General features: G+C 33.2%; 19 protein-coding genes. 8 read left to right on the plus strand and 11 right to left on the minus strand.

Translation table 11 applies throughout. The features are described 5' to 3' along the window. Positions 1–6 precede the first annotated feature (6 nt). A complete protein-coding gene (locus ACQY29_RS02015; protein ID WP_428223592.1) occupies positions 7–1524 on the plus strand; it encodes a GH3 auxin-responsive promoter family protein in 1518 nt (505 codons plus the stop codon). Between the two features lie 141 nt (positions 1525–1665). After that, positions 1666–3237: an OmpA family protein gene (locus ACQY29_RS02020; protein WP_428223593.1), complete on the plus strand. Its 1572-nt coding sequence runs from the start codon at positions 1666–1668 to the stop codon at positions 3235–3237. A gap of 60 nt (positions 3238–3297) precedes the next feature. Here the strand turns inward: ACQY29_RS02020 and ACQY29_RS02025 are convergent, their stop codons facing one another. From ACQY29_RS02025 to ACQY29_RS02035, 3 genes are all read right to left on the minus strand, one after another. Next, positions 3298–4086, minus strand: a complete 789-nt coding sequence (locus ACQY29_RS02025; protein ID WP_428223594.1) for a mechanosensitive ion channel family protein — start codon at positions 4084–4086, stop codon at positions 3298–3300. A gap of 47 nt (positions 4087–4133) precedes the next feature. Next, positions 4134–4487: a hypothetical protein gene (locus ACQY29_RS02030; protein WP_428223595.1), complete on the minus strand. Its 354-nt coding sequence runs from the start codon at positions 4485–4487 to the stop codon at positions 4134–4136. 278 nt (positions 4488–4765) lie between these two features. After that, the gene (locus tag ACQY29_RS02035; protein WP_428223596.1) at positions 4766–5659 is read right to left on the minus strand and encodes a NifU family protein; all 894 of its coding nucleotides are present in this window, start codon (positions 5657–5659) and stop codon (positions 4766–4768) included. Between the two features lie 218 nt (positions 5660–5877). Between ACQY29_RS02035 and ACQY29_RS02040 the strand changes: the two genes are divergently transcribed. After that, positions 5878–6864 (plus strand): PorP/SprF family type IX secretion system membrane protein, encoded by a 987-nt coding sequence (locus tag ACQY29_RS02040; protein ID WP_428223597.1) that lies wholly within the window; start codon positions 5878–5880, stop codon positions 6862–6864. Between the two features lie 41 nt (positions 6865–6905). Then, positions 6906–7424, plus strand: a complete 519-nt coding sequence (locus ACQY29_RS02045) for a gamma carbonic anhydrase family protein (protein WP_428223598.1) — start codon at positions 6906–6908, stop codon at positions 7422–7424. Here the strand turns inward: ACQY29_RS02045 and murI are convergent. The 8 genes from murI to ACQY29_RS02085 form a co-directional block, all read right to left on the minus strand. After that, positions 7421–8200, minus strand: coding sequence for a glutamate racemase (gene murI / locus ACQY29_RS02050; RefSeq protein WP_428223599.1), 780 nt, complete (start codon positions 8198–8200; stop codon positions 7421–7423). The two genes, ACQY29_RS02045 and murI, sit on opposite strands and share 4 nt — an antisense overlap. A gap of 72 nt (positions 8201–8272) precedes the next feature. Further along, a complete protein-coding gene (locus ACQY29_RS02055) occupies positions 8273–8770 on the minus strand; it encodes an OmpH family outer membrane protein (RefSeq protein WP_428223600.1) in 498 nt (165 codons plus the stop codon). Between the two features lie 29 nt (positions 8771–8799). Next, positions 8800–9837: an OmpH family outer membrane protein gene (locus ACQY29_RS02060; protein WP_428223601.1), complete on the minus strand. Its 1038-nt coding sequence runs from the start codon at positions 9835–9837 to the stop codon at positions 8800–8802. Positions 9838–9954: 117 nt separating this feature from the next. Then, a complete protein-coding gene (bamA, locus tag ACQY29_RS02065; protein ID WP_428223602.1) occupies positions 9955–12630 on the minus strand; it encodes an outer membrane protein assembly factor BamA in 2676 nt (891 codons plus the stop codon). Positions 12631–12640: 10 nt separating this feature from the next. Then, positions 12641–13381: an isoprenyl transferase gene (locus tag ACQY29_RS02070; protein WP_428223603.1), complete on the minus strand. Its 741-nt coding sequence runs from the start codon at positions 13379–13381 to the stop codon at positions 12641–12643. Next, positions 13381–14064: a DUF6089 family protein gene (locus ACQY29_RS02075; protein WP_428223604.1), complete on the minus strand. Its 684-nt coding sequence runs from the start codon at positions 14062–14064 to the stop codon at positions 13381–13383. Before ACQY29_RS02075 ends, ACQY29_RS02070 begins: the two co-directional genes overlap by 1 nt. A gap of 125 nt (positions 14065–14189) precedes the next feature. Next, positions 14190–15074, minus strand: a complete 885-nt coding sequence (locus ACQY29_RS02080; RefSeq protein ID WP_428223605.1) for an NAD kinase — start codon at positions 15072–15074, stop codon at positions 14190–14192. Next, entirely contained in the window at positions 15074–15733 is a 660-nt protein-coding gene (locus tag ACQY29_RS02085; protein ID WP_428223606.1) for a CBS domain-containing protein, read from the minus strand. Before ACQY29_RS02085 ends, ACQY29_RS02080 begins: the two co-directional genes overlap by 1 nt. 111 nt (positions 15734–15844) lie before the next feature. On the opposite strand from ACQY29_RS02085, the gene ACQY29_RS02090 reads away from it, so the two are divergent. The 4 genes from ACQY29_RS02090 (at position 15845) to tig (ending at position 19203) form a co-directional block, all read left to right on the plus strand. Continuing rightward, positions 15845–16570: a pyridoxine 5'-phosphate synthase gene (locus ACQY29_RS02090; protein WP_428223607.1), complete on the plus strand. Its 726-nt coding sequence runs from the start codon at positions 15845–15847 to the stop codon at positions 16568–16570. Positions 16571–16632: 62 nt separating this feature from the next. Continuing rightward, complete coding sequence (locus ACQY29_RS02095) at positions 16633–17421, plus strand: alpha/beta fold hydrolase (protein WP_428223608.1); 789 nt, start codon at positions 16633–16635, stop codon at positions 17419–17421. Positions 17422–17440: 19 nt separating this feature from the next. Continuing rightward, positions 17441–17779 carry a phage holin family protein gene (locus ACQY29_RS02100; RefSeq protein WP_428223609.1) on the plus strand — a complete coding sequence of 113 codons (339 nt, stop codon included), beginning with the start codon at positions 17441–17443 and terminating at the stop codon, positions 17777–17779. A gap of 95 nt (positions 17780–17874) precedes the next feature. Continuing rightward, positions 17875–19203 (plus strand): trigger factor, encoded by a 1329-nt coding sequence (tig, locus tag ACQY29_RS02105; RefSeq protein WP_428223610.1) that lies wholly within the window; start codon positions 17875–17877, stop codon positions 19201–19203. Positions 19204–19295: the final 92 nt, after the last annotated feature.

The raw sequence follows: 19295 nt of genomic DNA on the forward strand, positions 1-19295 counted from the left end.
TCCCACATGCCATTACCTATTATAAATTCTATTGCTTCTTGGGTTTTAAAACAGCGCATTCATCAAATCGAGTTGTTTTTAAAATACCCCAATGAAGTTCAGGAAGAACTATTAATGAACCTAATTCGTCAGTCAGAAAATACGGTAATTGGCAAACAATATGATTTTGCAAACGTACGAACCTATCATACTTTTCAAGAGCGTGTTCCTATATCTCACTATGAAGATTTGGAACCACTTATTGAGCGCACTCGTAAAGGCGAGCAATTCGTTTTTTGGCATCAGCCCATCAAATGGTTTGCAAAATCGAGTGGTACAACTAATGCGAAAAGCAAATTCATCCCTGTAAGTAGCGAAGCACTCGAAAACTGTCATTACAAAGGCAGCAAAGATTTGCTTTGTATGTATTTAAACAACAATGAAAATTCGCAACTCTTTACAGGGAAAAGTCTACGCTTAGGAGGTAGCAAACAATTATACGAAGACAACAATACTTTTTTTGGCGATTTGTCCGCTATTCTAATTGACAATATGCCATTTTGGGCAGAATTCAGCAGTACACCATCTAGTAAAACTTCGTTGATGAGCGAATGGGAAACCAAGTTGATGGCTATCGTCAATGAAACTAAAGTTGAAAATGTAACCAGTTTTGCTGGGGTTCCTTCTTGGATGATGGTTTTATTAAACAAATTACTGGAAGAAACTCGAAACGAGAATTTATTCCAAATTTGGCCTAATTTAGAAGTGTATTTTCACGGAGGGGTAAGTTTTGAACCTTATCGAGAACAATACAAAAAAATACTTCCTAAAAACGATTTCAAATATTATGAAATCTACAATGCCTCGGAAGGTTTTTTTGCCATCCAAGATCAAAATGGCTCTAATGATTTATTGTTAATGCTCGATTATGGTATTTTCTATGAATTCATTCCTATGGAAACTTTTGGAACTTCGGAACAAAAAGTGATTCGTTTAGCCGAAGTAGAATTACATAAAAATTACGCAGTTGTTATTACCACGAATTCAGGTTTATGGCGTTATTTGATAGGCGATACCGTTCGTTTTACTTCATTGAATCCCTATCGCATTCGCATTACCGGCAGAACCAAACACCATATCAATGTTTTTGGAGAAGAGCTAATGGTGGAAAACACCGATATGGCAATAGCTAAAACCTGCCAACTAACTAATACCGAAGTAATTGATTATACCGTTGCACCTATTTTTATGAACGGAAAAGAAAAAGGCGCACACGAATGGATTATTGAATTCAAAAAGAAACCAGAATGTTTGGAACGTTTTAGTCAGCTTTTGGATGAAAATATCCAATCCTTAAATTCTGATTACGAAGCCAAGCGTTATAACAACATGACATTAAATCCGCTAAAAATTAACGTAGCAAGAGAGAACCTTTTCTATGATTGGCTTAAACAAAAAGACAAATTAGGAGGACAAAACAAAATACCAAGACTCTCAAACTCAAGAGAATATCTTGAAAACCTATTAAGTCTTCAAAAAATGTAAGATTTTACTTTCTTAAAATTAAAAATATTCAATACTATTTCACATTATCGAGTTTTTTTGTGTTTTTATCAATAAAATTACAATTAACCGAGTGATTCATCATAGTTTTGCGGTAAAATATCCAAAAAACAACCCAATTTTATGAAGAATTTCGTTTATTCAGTATCTCTTTTACTGATAAGCATAACCCTCTATAGTCAGGATAAATTTATGACTGACGACAACAATAGTAGTATTGAAAAAAAAACTTTCTTAGAACTAAATGATCGCTTCCAAGTAGATCACACCGGTATAAACACAAACTTATCTGAGATAGGAGCTACTTTTTTCAGAAACAAATATATTATGTATTCTTCCCGAAAAACGGGAGCCATTGGAGCTGGAAAAGACAACAGCACAAACCAACCATATAACGGTTTATACTGCATAAGTATAGATAATAAAGGAAATTTATCACACCCTTACTTTTTTGCAAGCGCACTTAATGAAGATGGGAATGAAGGCGGTATTGCATTTAGTCCCGATCAAAAAACCGTTTATTTCACTAATAGTCGCCCTGAAAACCCAAAAAATTATCAAATTTACAAAGCTACTTTTGATGAAAATTGCAACTGCAAAAACATGTGGCAAAATAAAGAATTGCTAGACTTGAGCAGCAACGATTACTCTATTGAAAATCCTTGTATAAGTACAGATGGTTCAAAAATATATTTTGCATCAAATATGCCTGGAGGATATGGTGGTTACGATATTTATGTAGCCGACATAAACAATGAAGGCAAACTTTTCAATATACAAAACCTAGGCAGAGAAATTAATACTCCAAATGATGAAAACTTCCCTTTTGTTGCACCTCATAAAGAACTTTACTTCTCATCTAAAGGACATGACGGTTATGGAGGATTTGACGTTTTTATTTCACGAATTTATAAAAAACATTATTCCACTCCCATTAATTTAGGTAAAACAATCAATACAAATTCAGACGAAGTTGCCTTTATTTTAGCCAATAAAAATAGAGGTTATCTAACTTCAAATCGTGCCAATAGTCTAGGCTCAAACGATATTTACCAGTTTAGTTTACAAAAATCAATTTATAAACTAAATGGACAAACCGTAGAAAAAACAAGTAAAATAGCTTTACCCAATACTAAAATAGCCTTGAAAAATAGCGATGGCGAACTCGTTAATGAATTGCAAACCGATGATTTAGGTAACTTTAATTTCGAAACATCTCCTTTAGAGAATTACACTTTGGAAATACTAAAAGAAGGCTATCAACCACTAAGTTTACCAATAACAACTACAAATGAAAATCATTTTTCAAAAATTGAATTAGATCAACTTAAAGCCATCGTCACACCTACAAAAATTGTCATCGAAAATATATATTTTGATCTTAACAAAAGTAGCCTTAAAACAGAGTCGACGCTATCGCTAAATAAGATTGTTCAAGTACTAAATGCTAATCCTGAGATGCAAATTACCATCAATGCACACACAGACTCTAAAGGCAACGACTTATACAATTTACAATTATCCGAAAAGAGGGCTAAATCGACTGTTAGTTATCTTATTCAAAAAGGGATCGCTCCCAATCGATTAACTTTGAAAGGGTATGGTGAGACCCAATTACTTTCAAATTGTAAAATAAATTGTACAGAAGCAGACTATCAAAAAGACAGAAGAGTTGAATTTATCATCAACCCTTAAAATTTGGTACTTTTAGATACAAAAAGAAGCTGAGTTATTTACGACAGCTTCTTTCTTATTTTAAATACTTTTAAGAATATCCGATTTAACTAAAGTACCATGATCATTATCGCTCCATATTCGGACTAACAAGGTAAATGAATCGGGTTCAACTGTGCTAATAAACACTTCTGGTTTAGGGTCTTTTAGAACTAAAGCATGCGAAGAAATACTATTTTCAATATTATTTTTTATCGCTTGAATATTATTTTTATCATCAAATTTAATTTCAAAATCATTTCTGCTAATAGTCCGTTGCGAATGATTTTTTATTTTACCGTTCGACAGCATACCATTTGGAATATAAACCACTTGATTGCGTGAAGTAATTAATTTTGTTGAAAATATGTGAATATCTTCCACCTTACCTATCTCGCCATGCACTTCAATTTTATCACCCACCCGAAAAGGTTTAAAAAGAATAATCAAAATACCTCCTGCAAAGTTAGCTAGCGAACCTTGTAATGAAAGTCCAACTGCTAAACCAGCTGCACCAAAGATGGCTACAAAAGAAGAAGTTTCAACCCCTAACTTAGAAATTACAGCAATAAAAACAAGACCTCTGATGGTCCAATAAATTAGATCTTCAAGAAATTCAACTAGAGTTACTTCAATTTTTCGCTTTAGTAAAATCTTCTTTATGTTGCGAGTAATAAATTTAGATAGCCAACTCCCTATTATAAAAATTAGTAAAGCCATAACTATATTAGAAGCATAGTTTATGGCATAAGTTTTAATTGTTTCTAGCGTATTTATAGTAACCATTGCATTTTTTTTGACAAATGTAATGGCTTTAATTAAAAAAAGCATAGTGGTCAAATAAATTTTCGCACTATGCTCATCCTATTTATAGCAATTTATTCTGATTTTTTTTCTGCCTCAGCATCACTTGCTCCCTCAGTTAGATCTGCAACTTTTTCTTTTGCTGTATCTACTGCTGAATGTGCAAGCTCTTCAACCTTGTCAATTGCAACACCTGCTTTTTCTTTAACCGTATCCACAACGCTATCGATTGCGCTAGCTGCCTGTGGCGCAAATTCTTTAATTTTATCACCTGCTTGCTCTGCAAAATCTTCCACTTTGTCTACTAACGGTGCTGCACTTTCTTTTGCCTTTGCAATCGCATCCTCGGCAAAATCTTCTACTTGATTAACTACTTCTTCTACTTTTTTTGAACCAAGTAGGTCTTTAAAAAAACTTCCAATTCCCATTATTTTGTTGTTTTAGTGTTAATTATCAATGTAATATTACAAAAAATATATGAGGTAAAATTAAAAATACGTTTCTTTTTGAAACGTATTTTTAATGTTTTTTTCTGTAGAAACTTTTCTGCAATTTTAATATAATTTTAAACGTATACATTTAAGCTAATCAAAATATGCATAAAAATTAACAGCTGTCTTTATCGGGAAAAAGAAGAACTTATATCTTATGGATAAAAAATATCATCTTAATATTCAATAAACCCTAAAACATGAGGTTGCAGTTTTTAGCCATTTAAGGCTTCAACTACAATATCTTGATCGTGTAACATTTCCTTAAGCATGTTTTCAATTCCATTTTTAAGTGTGAAAGTTGAAGAAGGACAACCACTACAAGCACCCTGTAAAACAACCTTTACTCTTTTATCGGTTTCAGAATACGAGTCGAACAAAATATTCCCTCCATCAGAAGCCACCGCTGGTTTTATATATTCTTCGATGATATTAATTATCTTTTGAGAAGTAACATCTAAATGATCAAAATTAGCAATTTGCTGTTTTTCCTGTTTTTCAGAAACACTAATTTTAGTTTCATCAACAGCAATATTTCCATTTTCAATAAATTCTCTAATAAAAGAACGAATTTCGTTAGTCACTTCTTGCCATTCATTAACAGCATATTTAGTAACTGAAACATAATTTTCATCAATAAAAACCTCTTTCACATACGGAAAACTGAATAATGCTTTTGCTAATGGAGAGGCAGCAGTTTCATCAATATTTTTGCATTCTAAAATTTGTTTTGTCAGTAATCTACTTGCTACAAATTTCATCACGGCAGGGTTTGGTGTACTTTCAGCATATACAGTTACCGCAACTTTCTTTTGCTCTTTAGCAATTACAACTTCACCACCAGCGTTAACATAATTCTCTAGTTGTTCAGCTACATCAAATTTAACATCATCCCATTCTACTATACTGAATTTTTCAATAGCAATAAAATTACCCGAAATATAAACTGTTTTAACAAATGGCAAATAAAACAATTGTTTAGCTAAAGGAGAATCAGCACATTCATCTACATTTTTAAATTCATAATTTTGATTAGGACATATAAAATATGAAAATTCAAATTTTAATATAGATGGATTAGCAGTTTCTTTTATTGTAATTAATTTCATGTGTTTTTAATTAAGGTTAAAATACGAATCCTATTTAAAAAATATTCGCATTCACATATCATATACAACTGCAAATTTATAAAACAGAATGAGCATATAACAATAAACGGCTAAACTTATGCGAAATTTAACTTATTTAGTATAACATTTGTAGGTAGAACTTGTAAACTATTTTTTTAAAAAAGGTTAACTTTGACTTTTAAAAGTTTTTTGATTACATGAAATATTTTTCCATCATACTGTTATTCTTTATTATCCCCATTTCAGCACAAGTAGACATACCTGTATATTCTGATTATCTTACAGATAATTACTATTTATTACACCCCTCTATGGCCGGAGCATCTAGTTGTGCTAAAATTAGAGCTACTGGACGTCAGCAATGGTTTGGTAATGATAAAGCTCCTTCGTTACAAACCTTAAGTATTAATGGAGCAATAGATCGTGACGGAAAATCAGGCGTAGGAGTAATAATATACAATGATCGTAATGGCTATCATTCTAACAAAGGTTTCAAAGCTACCTATGCACATCATATCTTATTTTCAAGAAATGAAGTTGACTTAAATAGATTATCGTTTGGTATGAATGCAGGAATTAGCCAATTACAGTTAGATGAAACAGAGTTTGGACCAACTTTTGATCCGATAATTGGTGGAGGGGTACAATCCGCTTCTTATTTCAACATTGATTTTGGAGCTTCCTATAATTTCTTAGATTTTTATGCGCACGCAACCGTAAAAAATGCAATATTCAAAAGTAGAAACATATATACTGATGTAGAATCGGGTAACTTAAGAAAATACCTATTAAATTTAGGCTATGTATTTGGCGATCGCGAGCGTATTTTATACGAGCCTTCTGTAATGTTTCAACTTGCTGAACTAACGAAAGAAAAAACTATTGACGCTAACTTTAAAGCTTATAAATCCGTTGATTTTGGTAAAATTTGGGCAGGTTTATCCTATAGAACAAGTTTTGACAGAACACAATACTCAAGCAATGCAAGCATAGAAAATCAGCGTTTGCAATACATTACGCCACTAGTAGGAGTAAACTATAAAAAATTCCTACTAGCTTATGCGTACTCCTATGTTGTAGGTGATGTAAAGTTTGAAACTGGCGGTTTTCACCAACTCACTTTAGGTTTTGATTTTGGTTGCAAACGTGAGAAATTTGATTGCAATTGCCCATCTGTTAATTAATACCTACCCGATATTTCGGGTATTTTTTCAAACATATTTCTATGATAATTAAAGAAGTTAGAGGAAAATCACCAGTAATTCCTACCGATTGTTATGTAGCAGAAAATGCTACCATAGTAGGAGATGTCGTTTTTGGTGAAAACTGTAGTGTATGGTTTAATGCTGTGATAAGAGGAGATGTACATTACATTAAAATAGGCAACAAAGTCAACATACAAGATGGAGCGGTAATTCATTGCACCTACTTAAAACATCCAACAGAAATAGGCAATAATGTATCTATAGGTCACAAAGCTATAGTTCATGGTTGTACAATAAAGGACAACGTTTTGATAGGAATGGGTGCTATAGTAATGGATGGTTGCATTGTAGAAAGCAATGCCATAGTTGCTGCTGGCTCAGTAGTAACTCAAAATACTATTGTTGAAGCTGGAAGCATATATGCAGGCATTCCAGCTAAAAAAGTAAAAGACTTAAATCAAAGTGATTTTGCTGGCGAAATTGAACGAATTTCTAACAATTACATCATGTATTCTAGCTGGTTTAAAGAAGAAAACTAAAAATCATTTTGGAATACACCACTTTCAAATCCTAAAATATTTTTCAAAACTTGGGCATCGCTGTTTGAATAAAAAACAGCCTTGCCTTTTTCTTTACTGGTATTCAAAAGATTATGCTGAGCAAGCACTGCTTTAGTTTGACGAGCAACCGCTTGACCAGAGTCAATGATTTGAACCGTATTAGGAACTATTTTTTTTATCTCAGTAATTAGATAAGGATAGTGACTACAACCTAACACCAAATAATCAATACCCGCATCAATCATAGGACGAAGGTACAATTTGAGTAAATTTCGCATTTCTTCGGTAGCAATTTTACCTGCCTCAATAAGTTCTACTAACCCGTATCCCACCTGTTCAAGGAATGTAACGTTAGAATAATTTTGAAGTTGCTGATTAAAAAGCTCACTATTTAAGGTTCCTTTTGTAGCAAGTATGCCAATAGTTTTGGTTTCAGATAAATTTGCAGCAGGTTTTATGGCTGGTTCAATACCAATGATAGGCACACTGTATTTAGCACGCATTTCTTTAATAGCATTCGTTGTAGCCGTGTTGCAAGCCACCACTACCAGTTTACAATTATTGTCAAGCAAGAAATCGACATTTTTAAAACACAATGATACAATTTCATCTTTTGTTTTTTTCCCATAGGGAGCATTTATACTATCTGCTAAGTAAATTGTATTTTCATTGGGCAGTAAAGCATGAACTTCTTTCCAAATAGAAGTACCACCTATACCTGAATCAAAAAGTCCGATAGGATTAGAATTACTCATAAAACAAAAATATAAAAAAACTGCCTTGTGATACACAACAAGGCAGTTTTTATAAAAGGAAATTATTATAAATTAGAATTTTAATTCTTTTTTTACATCTTCAAATAAGTTAGGTCCATCAGCTAAAATTAAAGCAGAAGAGTCCATAACATATTGAAAACCTTTAGCACGAGCTACTTTAATAACAGCAGCTTTCGCTTTTTCCATGATAGGCTTTACAATTTCAGCTTCTTTGTCAGAAATTTGCTTTTGAGCATTGTCACGATATTGTTGGATTCTTTGCCCCATATCTTGCATTTCTTTAGCTCTTTTTTCATTTTCAGCATCACCCGCAGTTTGCGCTTCGCCTTCGTATTTTTTCATTTTTGTTTGGTATTCTGTTACCATTTTTGAATACTCGGCGTCTAATGTTTTACTTAAAGTTTCTAATTGTCCTTTTGCTGCAGTCATCTCAGGCATTTTTGACAATAAAGCTTGAACGTCAATATGTGCAGTTTTTGATTGTGCATTCATTCCACTTGCTCCTAAAAATAGTAACGCCGCAACAAATAAAGATTTTAAATTTTTCATCTTCTTTTAGTGTTTAGTATTTAAAAATATTAATTAGTACTCTTTTTTGCTTTCAATTTTTCTTCTTGTGCTTTTTTCAAAGCTTCCCTTTCTTCTAGGATTTTTTTTCGTTTTTCTTCCAAAGCTTTTCTTCGATCTTCTAAAGCTTTTTTATTCTTCTCAATTTGTTCTTGTCTCGCAATTTCATTTACAATTTTTAAAGAATCTTGATTATTCTTTTTAACCTGTGGCTTCAACACTTTAGCGTTTTCTGTATTTGACGGTATTGAAGTAGGCACCCCTTGTGAAGACGGAGTAGCAATTGTTGTGCCAGATTTTTTAGCTGCTTGTTCTTCCAACAATTGTTTACGTTTTTCTTCGTAATCTTTTCGTTTTTTTTCAGTTTCTAAACGACGTTGCTCTAGAATTTGTTCGCGTCGTGATTTTTTCTCATCTAAGATTTTCTTTCTTTCCGCTAAACCTTCATTATCTTTTACTTCATCCTCTTTAGCTTCTTTTTCTTCTAAAGCCTTCTGTTGCTTTTTAGAAAGTTCCTCACGTTTTTCTGCTCTAGTTATAACGCGTACAATTTGCTCACTAATATCAAATCTTTTAGCAGAAAAAAGCATGGTCATTTGAGCAGAAGATTTATCAAAAATAAAATCATATTTTTTAGCCTCAGCAATATCCTGAACGGCATTAAAAACTTGATCTTGAACAGGCTTAAGGATTGCTTCTTTTTGTATAGCTAAATCACCACGAGGCCCAAATCGTTTCTGTTGATAATCGATCAATTGCCCTTCTTGAAACTTAATTTCATCTTCTCGCTCAGAAATAAGCTCTTTAGTTAAAAGCGCACTTTCACTTTTCAAACTTTCCTTGAGCTTATTTATCTCATTTTTTTTAGATTCAATATCTTGTTTCCACTTTTGGGCTTTTTCATCTAGTTGATTAGAAGCTTCTTTATAATCAGGCGTGTTTTCTAAGATATATTCCATATCAATATATCCAATTTTGATGCCTGTTTTGGTTTGTGCATTCAATAAGTTGACTGCAGATAGAACAATTAATAAGAAGATTCTTTTCATACTCGAGTTTATTTTTTAGTAAAACACTTAAAACTAAATCAAGTCTAATTTTGATGTTAGCTTTAATTTATTTTTAAGTGTTTCTAAGATGGTTTTATAATATAACGTCAAATATAATTAAAATTGTTGTCCAATGATAAAATGTGTTTGCCAGCCTGAAGGAGCGCCATTAGGAACTATAGAATCGAAGCCATGTGCAAAATCGATTCCTAATAAACCAAATGCAGGCATAAACACTCTAAGACCAACACCTGCTGAACGTTTTAAATCGAACGGATTGAAAGTTTTGAAGTTTTCAAATGCGTTTCCACCCTCAATAAACACCATTCCGTAAATAGAAGCAGATTGTTTTAAGGTAATAGGGTATCTTAACTCCAAGGAGAATTTGTTGTACACTGTCGCTCCTATAGGATCTCCTTTTCTTTCACCACTAGTGATAATTGGAGAAATTTTACCGTCAGGGTACCCTCTCAATTGAATGGTTTCACGCCCATCCATAGTGAAATTAGCCATACCACTTCCTCCCAAATGGAAACGTTCGAATGGAATCACCCCTCTGTCTTGGTTATAAGCTCCTAAGAAACCAAATTCACCTAAAGTACGTAATGTTAATTTTTGATACACCTTAGTATACCAATCCGCTTTTAATTTGATTTTAAAATACTCCTGCCAGTTGAATTTAATTTGATCCACTTTAGCTGGATCAGCAGTAGCTTCCTCTAAAGAATTTGCCTTTGTAAAAGTCCCTGTAGATGGATTGTAGGTTAATAAATCACCTACATCATATTTTTTAACCCCTAATACATAGGAAGCCTCAGTAGCGGTATATTTATTTTCAGCCATGTTCCCTAAATTTTTATAATCCACGTTATTTATTAAGGAATATGGAGGCGTTAATTTAGCTGTAATACTGAACTCAGAACCATAAGTTGGGAAAATAGGATTAACCCCTTTATTGTTCCTAGTTAATGAAACTGTGTAAGCTAAGTTTCTTGAAGTTCCGTTACCAAAAGTAAACAAACCAATATTGTAGTTATTCAAATCATAATGCTGATAACTTACAGCATGAGACAATACAAAAAAGTCATCTGGCTTCTGTAATCTTTTAGCTAAACCTATAGAAGCTGTAAACACATTAAAACTTCTAGATTTATCTACTTGATAGGTTGTATAATTATTAGCAAACTGCTGACTATACGATAATGACCCTGAAAACTGAATTGGTTTTTTTCCGCCTAACCAAGGTTCAGAGAAAGAAAAACTGTACGTTCTGAAATAGGTACTTGCTTGTAATCGCAAAGAAAGTTTTTGACCATCACCCATTGGTAGTGGTTTGTAAGCGTGCTTTTTGAAAATATTTCCAATTGAAAAGTTATTAAATGAAAGCCCTAAGGTCCCTATAAAACCTCCTCCTCCATAACCTCCTTGAAGCTCAATTTGACTAGCTCCTTTTTCAGCCACATGGTACTTGATGTCTACTGTTCCTGCAGCAGGATCCACATTTTCAAAATCAGGTTTGATTGCTTCTGCATCAAAAAAACCTAGTTGTCCAATTTCACGGATAGTACGAACTAAATTTTCTTTGCTGTACACTTCTCCTGGTCTGGTACGTAACTCACGATAAATTACTTTATCATTCGTTTTATCATTACCCACCACACTAATTTTATTAAAATGTGCCAAAGGCCCTTCAATAATTCGGATATCTAAGTCTATCTGATTGTTATCTGTTTTCACCTCAACTGGGTTGATATTCGAAAACAAATATCCATTGTTTTGATACAAGTTTGTAATATCTTCACCATCTGGTTTCGATTTATCAGCAATACGCTTATCTAAAAGCACTCCATTATACACGTCACCTTTTTTAATCCCTAAATAACGAGACAACATTTGATCACTGTAAACGGTATTTCCTTTGAAATCGATATTCCCAAAATAATATTTTTTTCCTTCTTCCACTTTAAGCTTAATGCTTACCGTATTGCTTCTTTTGTTATAATTTACGGTGTCCGATATCACACGAGCGTCTCTAAAACCATTCTCTTTGAATTTATCAACAAGACTGTTTAAATCTTCCTTGTACTTGTCTTTTTTAAATTTCATAGAACGCATCATAAAGAAGTTAACGAAACTTAACTGATTGGTATTTTTTAAAGCACCACGCAATTGAGCATTTGTTAATTCTTTATTCCCGTCAAAAACAATTTCCTTAACACGCACTTTACGCCCTCTATCAACACGTACAAGCATATTCACTTGATTGTTTGTATTAGGATCTTCAGTAGTAGTTATATATACTTTTGTATTATAGTAGCCTTCTTTTTTATATTTATTCTCAATATAATATTTGGTAGTTGCAATAAGGTTTTCGTTAACAATTTTCCCCACATCTAAATTGTTATCCTTTTTCAAAGTTTCCTGAGCACCTTTTCGAACTCCTGTAATTTTTACATCAGCTATTTTAGGTAATTCGTTCAAATTTAATTCCAACGAAATACTATCCCCTTCAATTTTATCAACATAATAGTTTACATTGTTGTAAAACCCAAGTTTCCATAATTTTTTAATCGAATTACTTATTTCCTCACCAGGCACACTAATGGTTTGACCTTTAGCTAGCCCCGTATAGGTTACAATCGTTTCCTCATTATAAGAAACTTTCCCTGTTACGTTTATTTTTTTTAATATGTAATTCTTTCCGTTTTCAAGAGTTAATCTTTCTTGCGCCGAAACGGAAGTTGATAATCCTGTTATTGCAATAAACAACATGAATTTCATGCTGTTTTTCATTTTGATAATTTTATTTAATCTGTTCACTTGTTTTTCCAAATCTACGTTCTCTATTTTGATAGCTTAATAAGGCTTCATATAAGTTCTCTTCGCTGAAATCAGGCCATAACACCTCTGTAAAATAGAATTCAGCATAAGCAATTTGCCATAAAAGAAAATTGCTTATTCTATGCTCCCCACTAGTTCTAATTACTAAATCCACATCAGGGAGGTTATGCGTGTAAAGATGCTCATTAAAAATTGATTCATCAATACTGTCTGTTGAAATTATGTTATTTTTAACTTTATCTGCAAGGTTTTTAACAGCATTTAAGATTTCCTCTCTTGAACCATAGCTCAAAGCTAAAGTTAAAGTCATACGAGTATTATCTTTTGTTTTTTCGATTACATTCAAAAGTTCTTTACGAACAGAATCTGGTAATCTATTCAAATTTCCAATACTGTTTAAACGGATGTTGTTTTTATTAAAAGTATCTAATTCTTTTTTTAATGAAGACACTAAAAGTTTCATTAACGTATCTACTTCTAATTTTGGACGATTCCAATTTTCAGTAGAAAAAGCATACAAAGTAAGGTTTTTAATCCCTAAACGAGCACAAGTTTCCACAGTAGTACGTACTGATTTGGTTCCATTTTCATGTCCAAAAACCCTTAACATACCTTTCTGTTTAGCCCATCTCCCATTACCATCCATAATAATCGCAAGATGTTGGGGCAGCCCTTCTATATTTATTTTATCTTTTAAACTCATTATTTATTACAGTAACAAGGATTTTCTCCAAAAGTATAGGTTAAAGAAACTCCAGTAAATGTATACCAGTCATTACTTTGTATATTACCCACAGCATATTTTTTCAAGTCAGGATTTTTAGGAAAACTTCCGTCTAAATCGTCTACAAAAGTGTAATGAAAATTAGTTTCAAGAGCAACTATTACAGCAGGTGTAATTTTTGCTTTCACCCCAATAGTCATAGGAATACTAAAGTTCCATGAACTTTCTTTTGCATGGGCTACATTTTTTAAATAATATAAATTATCATGCTTAAAATAGCTAATTCCAGAGTGAATATAAGGTGTAGCGGCAAATTTACTTTGGTGCAAATCAAAATCGAAAAAGTTAAACTCTAATCCCGCTGATAGTTCGGTAATTCTATTTTCAAATTCAAAACCTCTTTCTTTTCTGCTCAAAATATCTGAATCTGCATCATTGCCCTTAATATTAGAACTCATCACACTGAATCGCCAAGCATGTCTTTTGCTTTTATTCCATTTATACAACAAGCCTAACGCTAAGCTATTAGGCGCTATATAACTTGATTTACCCACATCAGCAATAGGATTACTTCCCCCAACAAAAACACCTACTTCGTGTATTTGGGCGTTGAAATGACTGAAAGTCAACAAGGCTAAAACGAGATATACTAACTTTTTCATTTTTTATAACAGGTTGCAAATATAGTAATTATGAGCACTTCACAAAGTGAATTATAATTTTGTTCAAAAGAATACACTTATATCTCTTAGAAAACGAAAAAAAATTAAATGTAGTATTCATAAAATTAATTCCGTCTGTCTTCTCCAAACAAAAGTTTCTTTCTTAAGGTTTTCAGAAAGGTTTCTTCGGTAATTTCAACCATTTTTATTTTGAAATTAGTTTTCTTTAGCGTTAAAATACTTTCATTTTTAACCGATATAATTCTAGAATCTAAGGAAACCAAATAATTCTCTTCACGCCCTGTTACTTTTAACTTTAACTCGGTGGAATCAGGGATAACCATAGGTCGCGCATTTAAATTATGAGGTGCTATGGGTGTAATGACCAAGCTTGCGGTGTCAGGAGTTAGTATAGGGCCACCACAACTCAAGGAATAACCTGTAGAACCTGTGGGCGTTGAAATGATAAGTCCATCTGCCCAATAGGAAGTAAGATACTCATCATTTAAATAAGTCTCGATAGTTATCATCGAGGTGGTATCTTTACGACTTACGGTAATTTCATTCATTGCGAAATTAATATCCTTTAGTGCTTCAACTTCCGGAGTACAACAAACACTTAATAAAGTGCGCTCTGAAATTTTGTATTTTTTTTCTAAAACTAGTTGTAAGAATTTTTCAATATTCTCCTGTTGTACATTGGCTAAGAACCCTAAACGCCCCGCATTAATCCCTAAAATTGGAATTCCTGAATTTCGAACATACGTTGCCGCACGTAGAAAAGTACCATCGCCCCCCACACTTAGCAACATATCGTAACTTGCATCCAACTCTTGATGCGAAGCATAAGCAGGCATATCAAGAAAATCTGAGTTGTTATCTCGAAGCATCTTCAAAAAGTTAGCCTCTATAGCAAAGCTGATTTGATGAGATAGCAAGAAATTCAAAAGTCGCTCCATAATGGGCGAAGTGGTATTTTGGTAATATTGACCGTAAATTGCGATTTTCATTAGATATTCAAATATTTGTCCAAATAATCGGAACGGTCTTTTAAGGTTTTTAAATGTTCGTCTTCTTGATGTTCAGATAAGACTTCATACTCATATCTTCTAAAAGTTTGAATAATATCATTTACACCACCTTCACCTAATTTGACTGTAACTTGAACTTTTTGGTCATCGGCGTTTGAAATAAAAGCTCCTAATAATTTTCCGTTATTTCCTTCAACAATTTGTGCAATTTGGCTGAATGAATACTCATTAATTCCTTTCTCTACAATAATAATTCCTCCTAATTCTTTAAAGAAAGGAGTTTCGTTAAATTGCTTTATTACATCTTCAAGTTCGTAATACCCTACATAATTGTTGTTTTCATCCAATACTGGAATTATATTGGTTTCATGTTTGGCAAAATCATCCAAAACATCCAATAAAACCGAGTTGGTCCTAGTAAAAAAAGTATCAAACGTATATTTATAATCGGAAAGATTTTTACTAAAATCAAATCCATCAACATCTTCAGCAGCAACGCTACCTACAAATATTCCGTTTTCCATAACAGGAAAATGCGAAAAATTAACATCGATAAAAAAATCTTGCGCCACAGCAACTTCATCGTTACTTTGTAAAGGCTCAAAATCATGGCTGATATAATCCGAAAGAATGTTCATATATACGTGTTAAGAAAAATACCGTTAGTCTCTATGCAAAATAATTAAAAAATAAACAAACTACCTTTGTTAAGTTCGTATTTTTGTTGCTCAAATTAAAATTTCGTCGAAATGACTCAAAATAACTGCAAATTAAGTGTCAATATCAATAAAATTGCAACGCTTAGGAATTCTCGTGGAGGCCAAACGCCTAACGTCGTTGAAGCTGCTAAACGCATCCAAAATTTTGGTGCACAGGGCATCACGGTTCATCCGCGCCCAGACGAGCGTCATATTAAATACCAAGATGCACGCGATTTGACCTCAGTAGTCCATACTGAATACAACATAGAAGGAAATCCGCAACATAATTTCATCGATTTAGTATTAGAGTGTAAACCTACGCAAGTGACCTTAGTTCCAGACGCTATAGGGGCTTTGACGTCCAATGCGGGTTGGGATACCATAACGCATCAATCATATTTGCAAGAAGTAATTGCCGAGTTTAAGCGCAATGGGATTCGTACATCTATATTTGTTGACCCTGTTTTAGCTATGATTGAAGGCGCTAAAGCTACAGGAACTGACCGCATTGAGTTATATACAGAAGCTTATGCGCATCAGTATGGTTTAGGCAACAAAGATGGGATTTTACCTTATGTTGCTGCTGCTGAATTGGCTAATGAATTAGGTTTAGGGATTAATGCTGGGCACGATTTAAGTTTGGATAATATTGAGTTTTTCAATCAAAATATCCCAGGTTTACTAGAAGTGTCAATTGGTCACGCCTTGATTTCTGAAGCTTTGTACTTGGGAATGGAGAATGTGGTGCAGATGTATTTACAGAAACTAAAGTAATTTTTGATTGAAGATTAACAATTTTTGAATCAAGAAGTTTTAAAAAGTAGTATTAATAAATAATGAACCAAAAAATACACAGCAACATCGTAATTCCCGCTTCGGGGGTTAATGGACTACCTCTTATTATTATTCATGGATTTTTAGGTATGTCTGACAATTGGAAAACATTAGCGAATCAATATGCGGAGCAAGGGTTTCAGGTGCATGCGTTAGACATGCGTAACCACGGAAAAAGTTTTCATTCGAATGACTGGGGTTATGCCTATATGGTGGAAGATGTAGTGAGTTATTGTCAAGAACAGCAATTAGAAAAGATTGCTGTAATCGGGCATTCGATGGGTGGGAAAATTGCCATGCTTTTAGCAACAACCTACCCTGATTTAGTCGAAAAACTCATAGTGGCTGACATTGGACCTAAATATTATGCGCCTCACCATCAAATCATTTTGCAAGCGTTGAATGCAGTGGATTTTTCGGTTAAACCTTCTCGTGCAGAAGTAGAACAGATTGTTTCCGGGTATATATCTGATTTTGGAACTCGTCAGTTTTTATTAAAAAATCTATATTGGGTTGAGCCTGGGCAATTAGGCTTCCGTTTTAATTTAAAATTATTTACTGATAATCCAAGTGTGATTGGCGAAGCGTTACCATTTGAAAATCATTTCAACAAAGCTACGTTGTTTTTGCGTGGAGATAAATCGGATTATATTTTAGATGCCGATTTTGAAACTATTTACCATCATTTTCCAGAAGCAGACATTCAAACTATTACCAATGCTGGACATTGGTTACATGCCGAAAATCCTGTGGAATTTTTCGAGCAATCTATTCGTTTTTTAAAGAACTAACTAATCAAATATATTTAAGATGAAACTTTTACAAAAACTCCTTATTTCAACCGTTATCGTGTTAGCCTTGTCTTATTTTCTAACGGGTGTTGAAGTAGATAAAATTACCACCGCAGTAATTGTGGCAATAGTTTTAGGATTGTTAAACACTTTTTTAAAACCTATTTTGGTGTTTTTCACCTTGCCTATTACCGTAGTTACACTAGGGATTTTCCTGCTTGTAATCAATGCGGGTATGGTGTTGCTGTGTGATGTATTAGTCGATGGTTTTGACATCGCATCCTTCGGAACGGCATTTATTTTTAGTATCCTGATGTCCGTTTCGCAGTGGGTCTTGAATCAATTTATAAAAGACTAACTACGAGTAAGTTGATTTTAATAAAATAAAATTTGTTGGGTGGTAGAAAATATGTAATTTTGCCACCCAATTTTATTGCGTAAAAAATATACAAAATGAATATTACAAAAAACAATATCGATGCGTTAAACGCAGTGGTAACTGTAGAAGTTGCAAAAAATGATTATGCAGAAAAGGTAGAGAAAGTTTTGCAAGACTACCGTAAAAACGCTAATATCCCTGGATTCCGTAAAGGTCAAGTGCCTATGTCATTAGTACAAAAACAATACGGTAAAGCAGTATTAGCAGAAGAAGTAAACAAGCTTATCCAAGAAAGTTTAAATAAATTCTTAGTTGAAGAAAAATTAGATATCTTAGGAAATCCACTTCCTAAATTCACTGAAGATTTCAACTGGGATGCTGATGATTTCAAATTTGAATTCGAATTAGGTTTAGCACCTGAGTTTGACGTAAACTTAGAAGGTAAAAATGATTTGACGTACTACAACATTGTGGCTGATGATAAATTATTAGACGAGCAAGTAGTAAGAATTCAAAAACAATTCGGAAAAATGTCTCCTAAAGCGGAAGTAGCACAAGGTGATGATATCCGTGGTACTTTTGTAAACGAAGAAAAAGGAATCAACAAACCAGCTCAAATCACTTTAGATATCTTTGAAAACAAAGCCGTAGCAGAGTCTTTCATTGGTAAAAAAGCAGGTGATGTAGTTGCTGTTCCTACTAAAGGATTATTCAACGACGACCATAAATTAATGGATTATATGGGTCTTGGTCACGATGATGTTCATGGTTTAGATATCAATGTTGATTTCAAAATCGAAGAAGTTACTACAACTGAACCAGCAGAATTAAACCAAGAGTTATTCGACAAGTTATTTGGTGAAGGAAAAGTTACTTCTACAGATGAATTGAAAGCTAAAATCAAAGAAGATGCTGAGAAAACGTTTGCTCAACACGCTGACCAAAAATTCTACAACGATGCTACTGAATTCTTAATCAACGCACACCAAGTAGAATTACCAGCTGAATTCTTAAAAAGATGGATTCAAACAGTAGGTGAAACGCCATTAACAGCTGAGCAAGCTGAAGTAGAGTACGCTCGTTCTGAAAACGGTTTACGTTACCAATTAATCGAAAGCAAAATCATCACTTCAAACAATTTACAAGTGACTTTTGATGATTTAAAAGCGTATGCTGGTGATATCATCAGAAAACAAATGGCTCAATTTGGTCAAATGGACCCTACACAAGAAGATGTTGATAACATCGTTGCTCGTGTAATGACTAACCAAGATGAAGTACGTCGTTTGTCTGAGCAAGTAATGAGCGAAAGATTATTAAACGTATTCAAAGAAAAATTAAATGCAACAACTAAAGAGGTAACTTACGAAGATTTCGTAAAAGCTTCTTACGGTGAAATGTAATTGATATAAGGTTTACCTTTTTCTTTTATTATTTTTTTAAATAGAAAAAAGAAGGACTGACTTTTGTATTTTTTATGTTTTTACACAAGCGT

Source organism: Flavobacterium sp., assembly GCF_965262375.1.
Lineage (GTDB): Bacteria > Bacteroidota > Bacteroidia > Flavobacteriales > Flavobacteriaceae > Flavobacterium.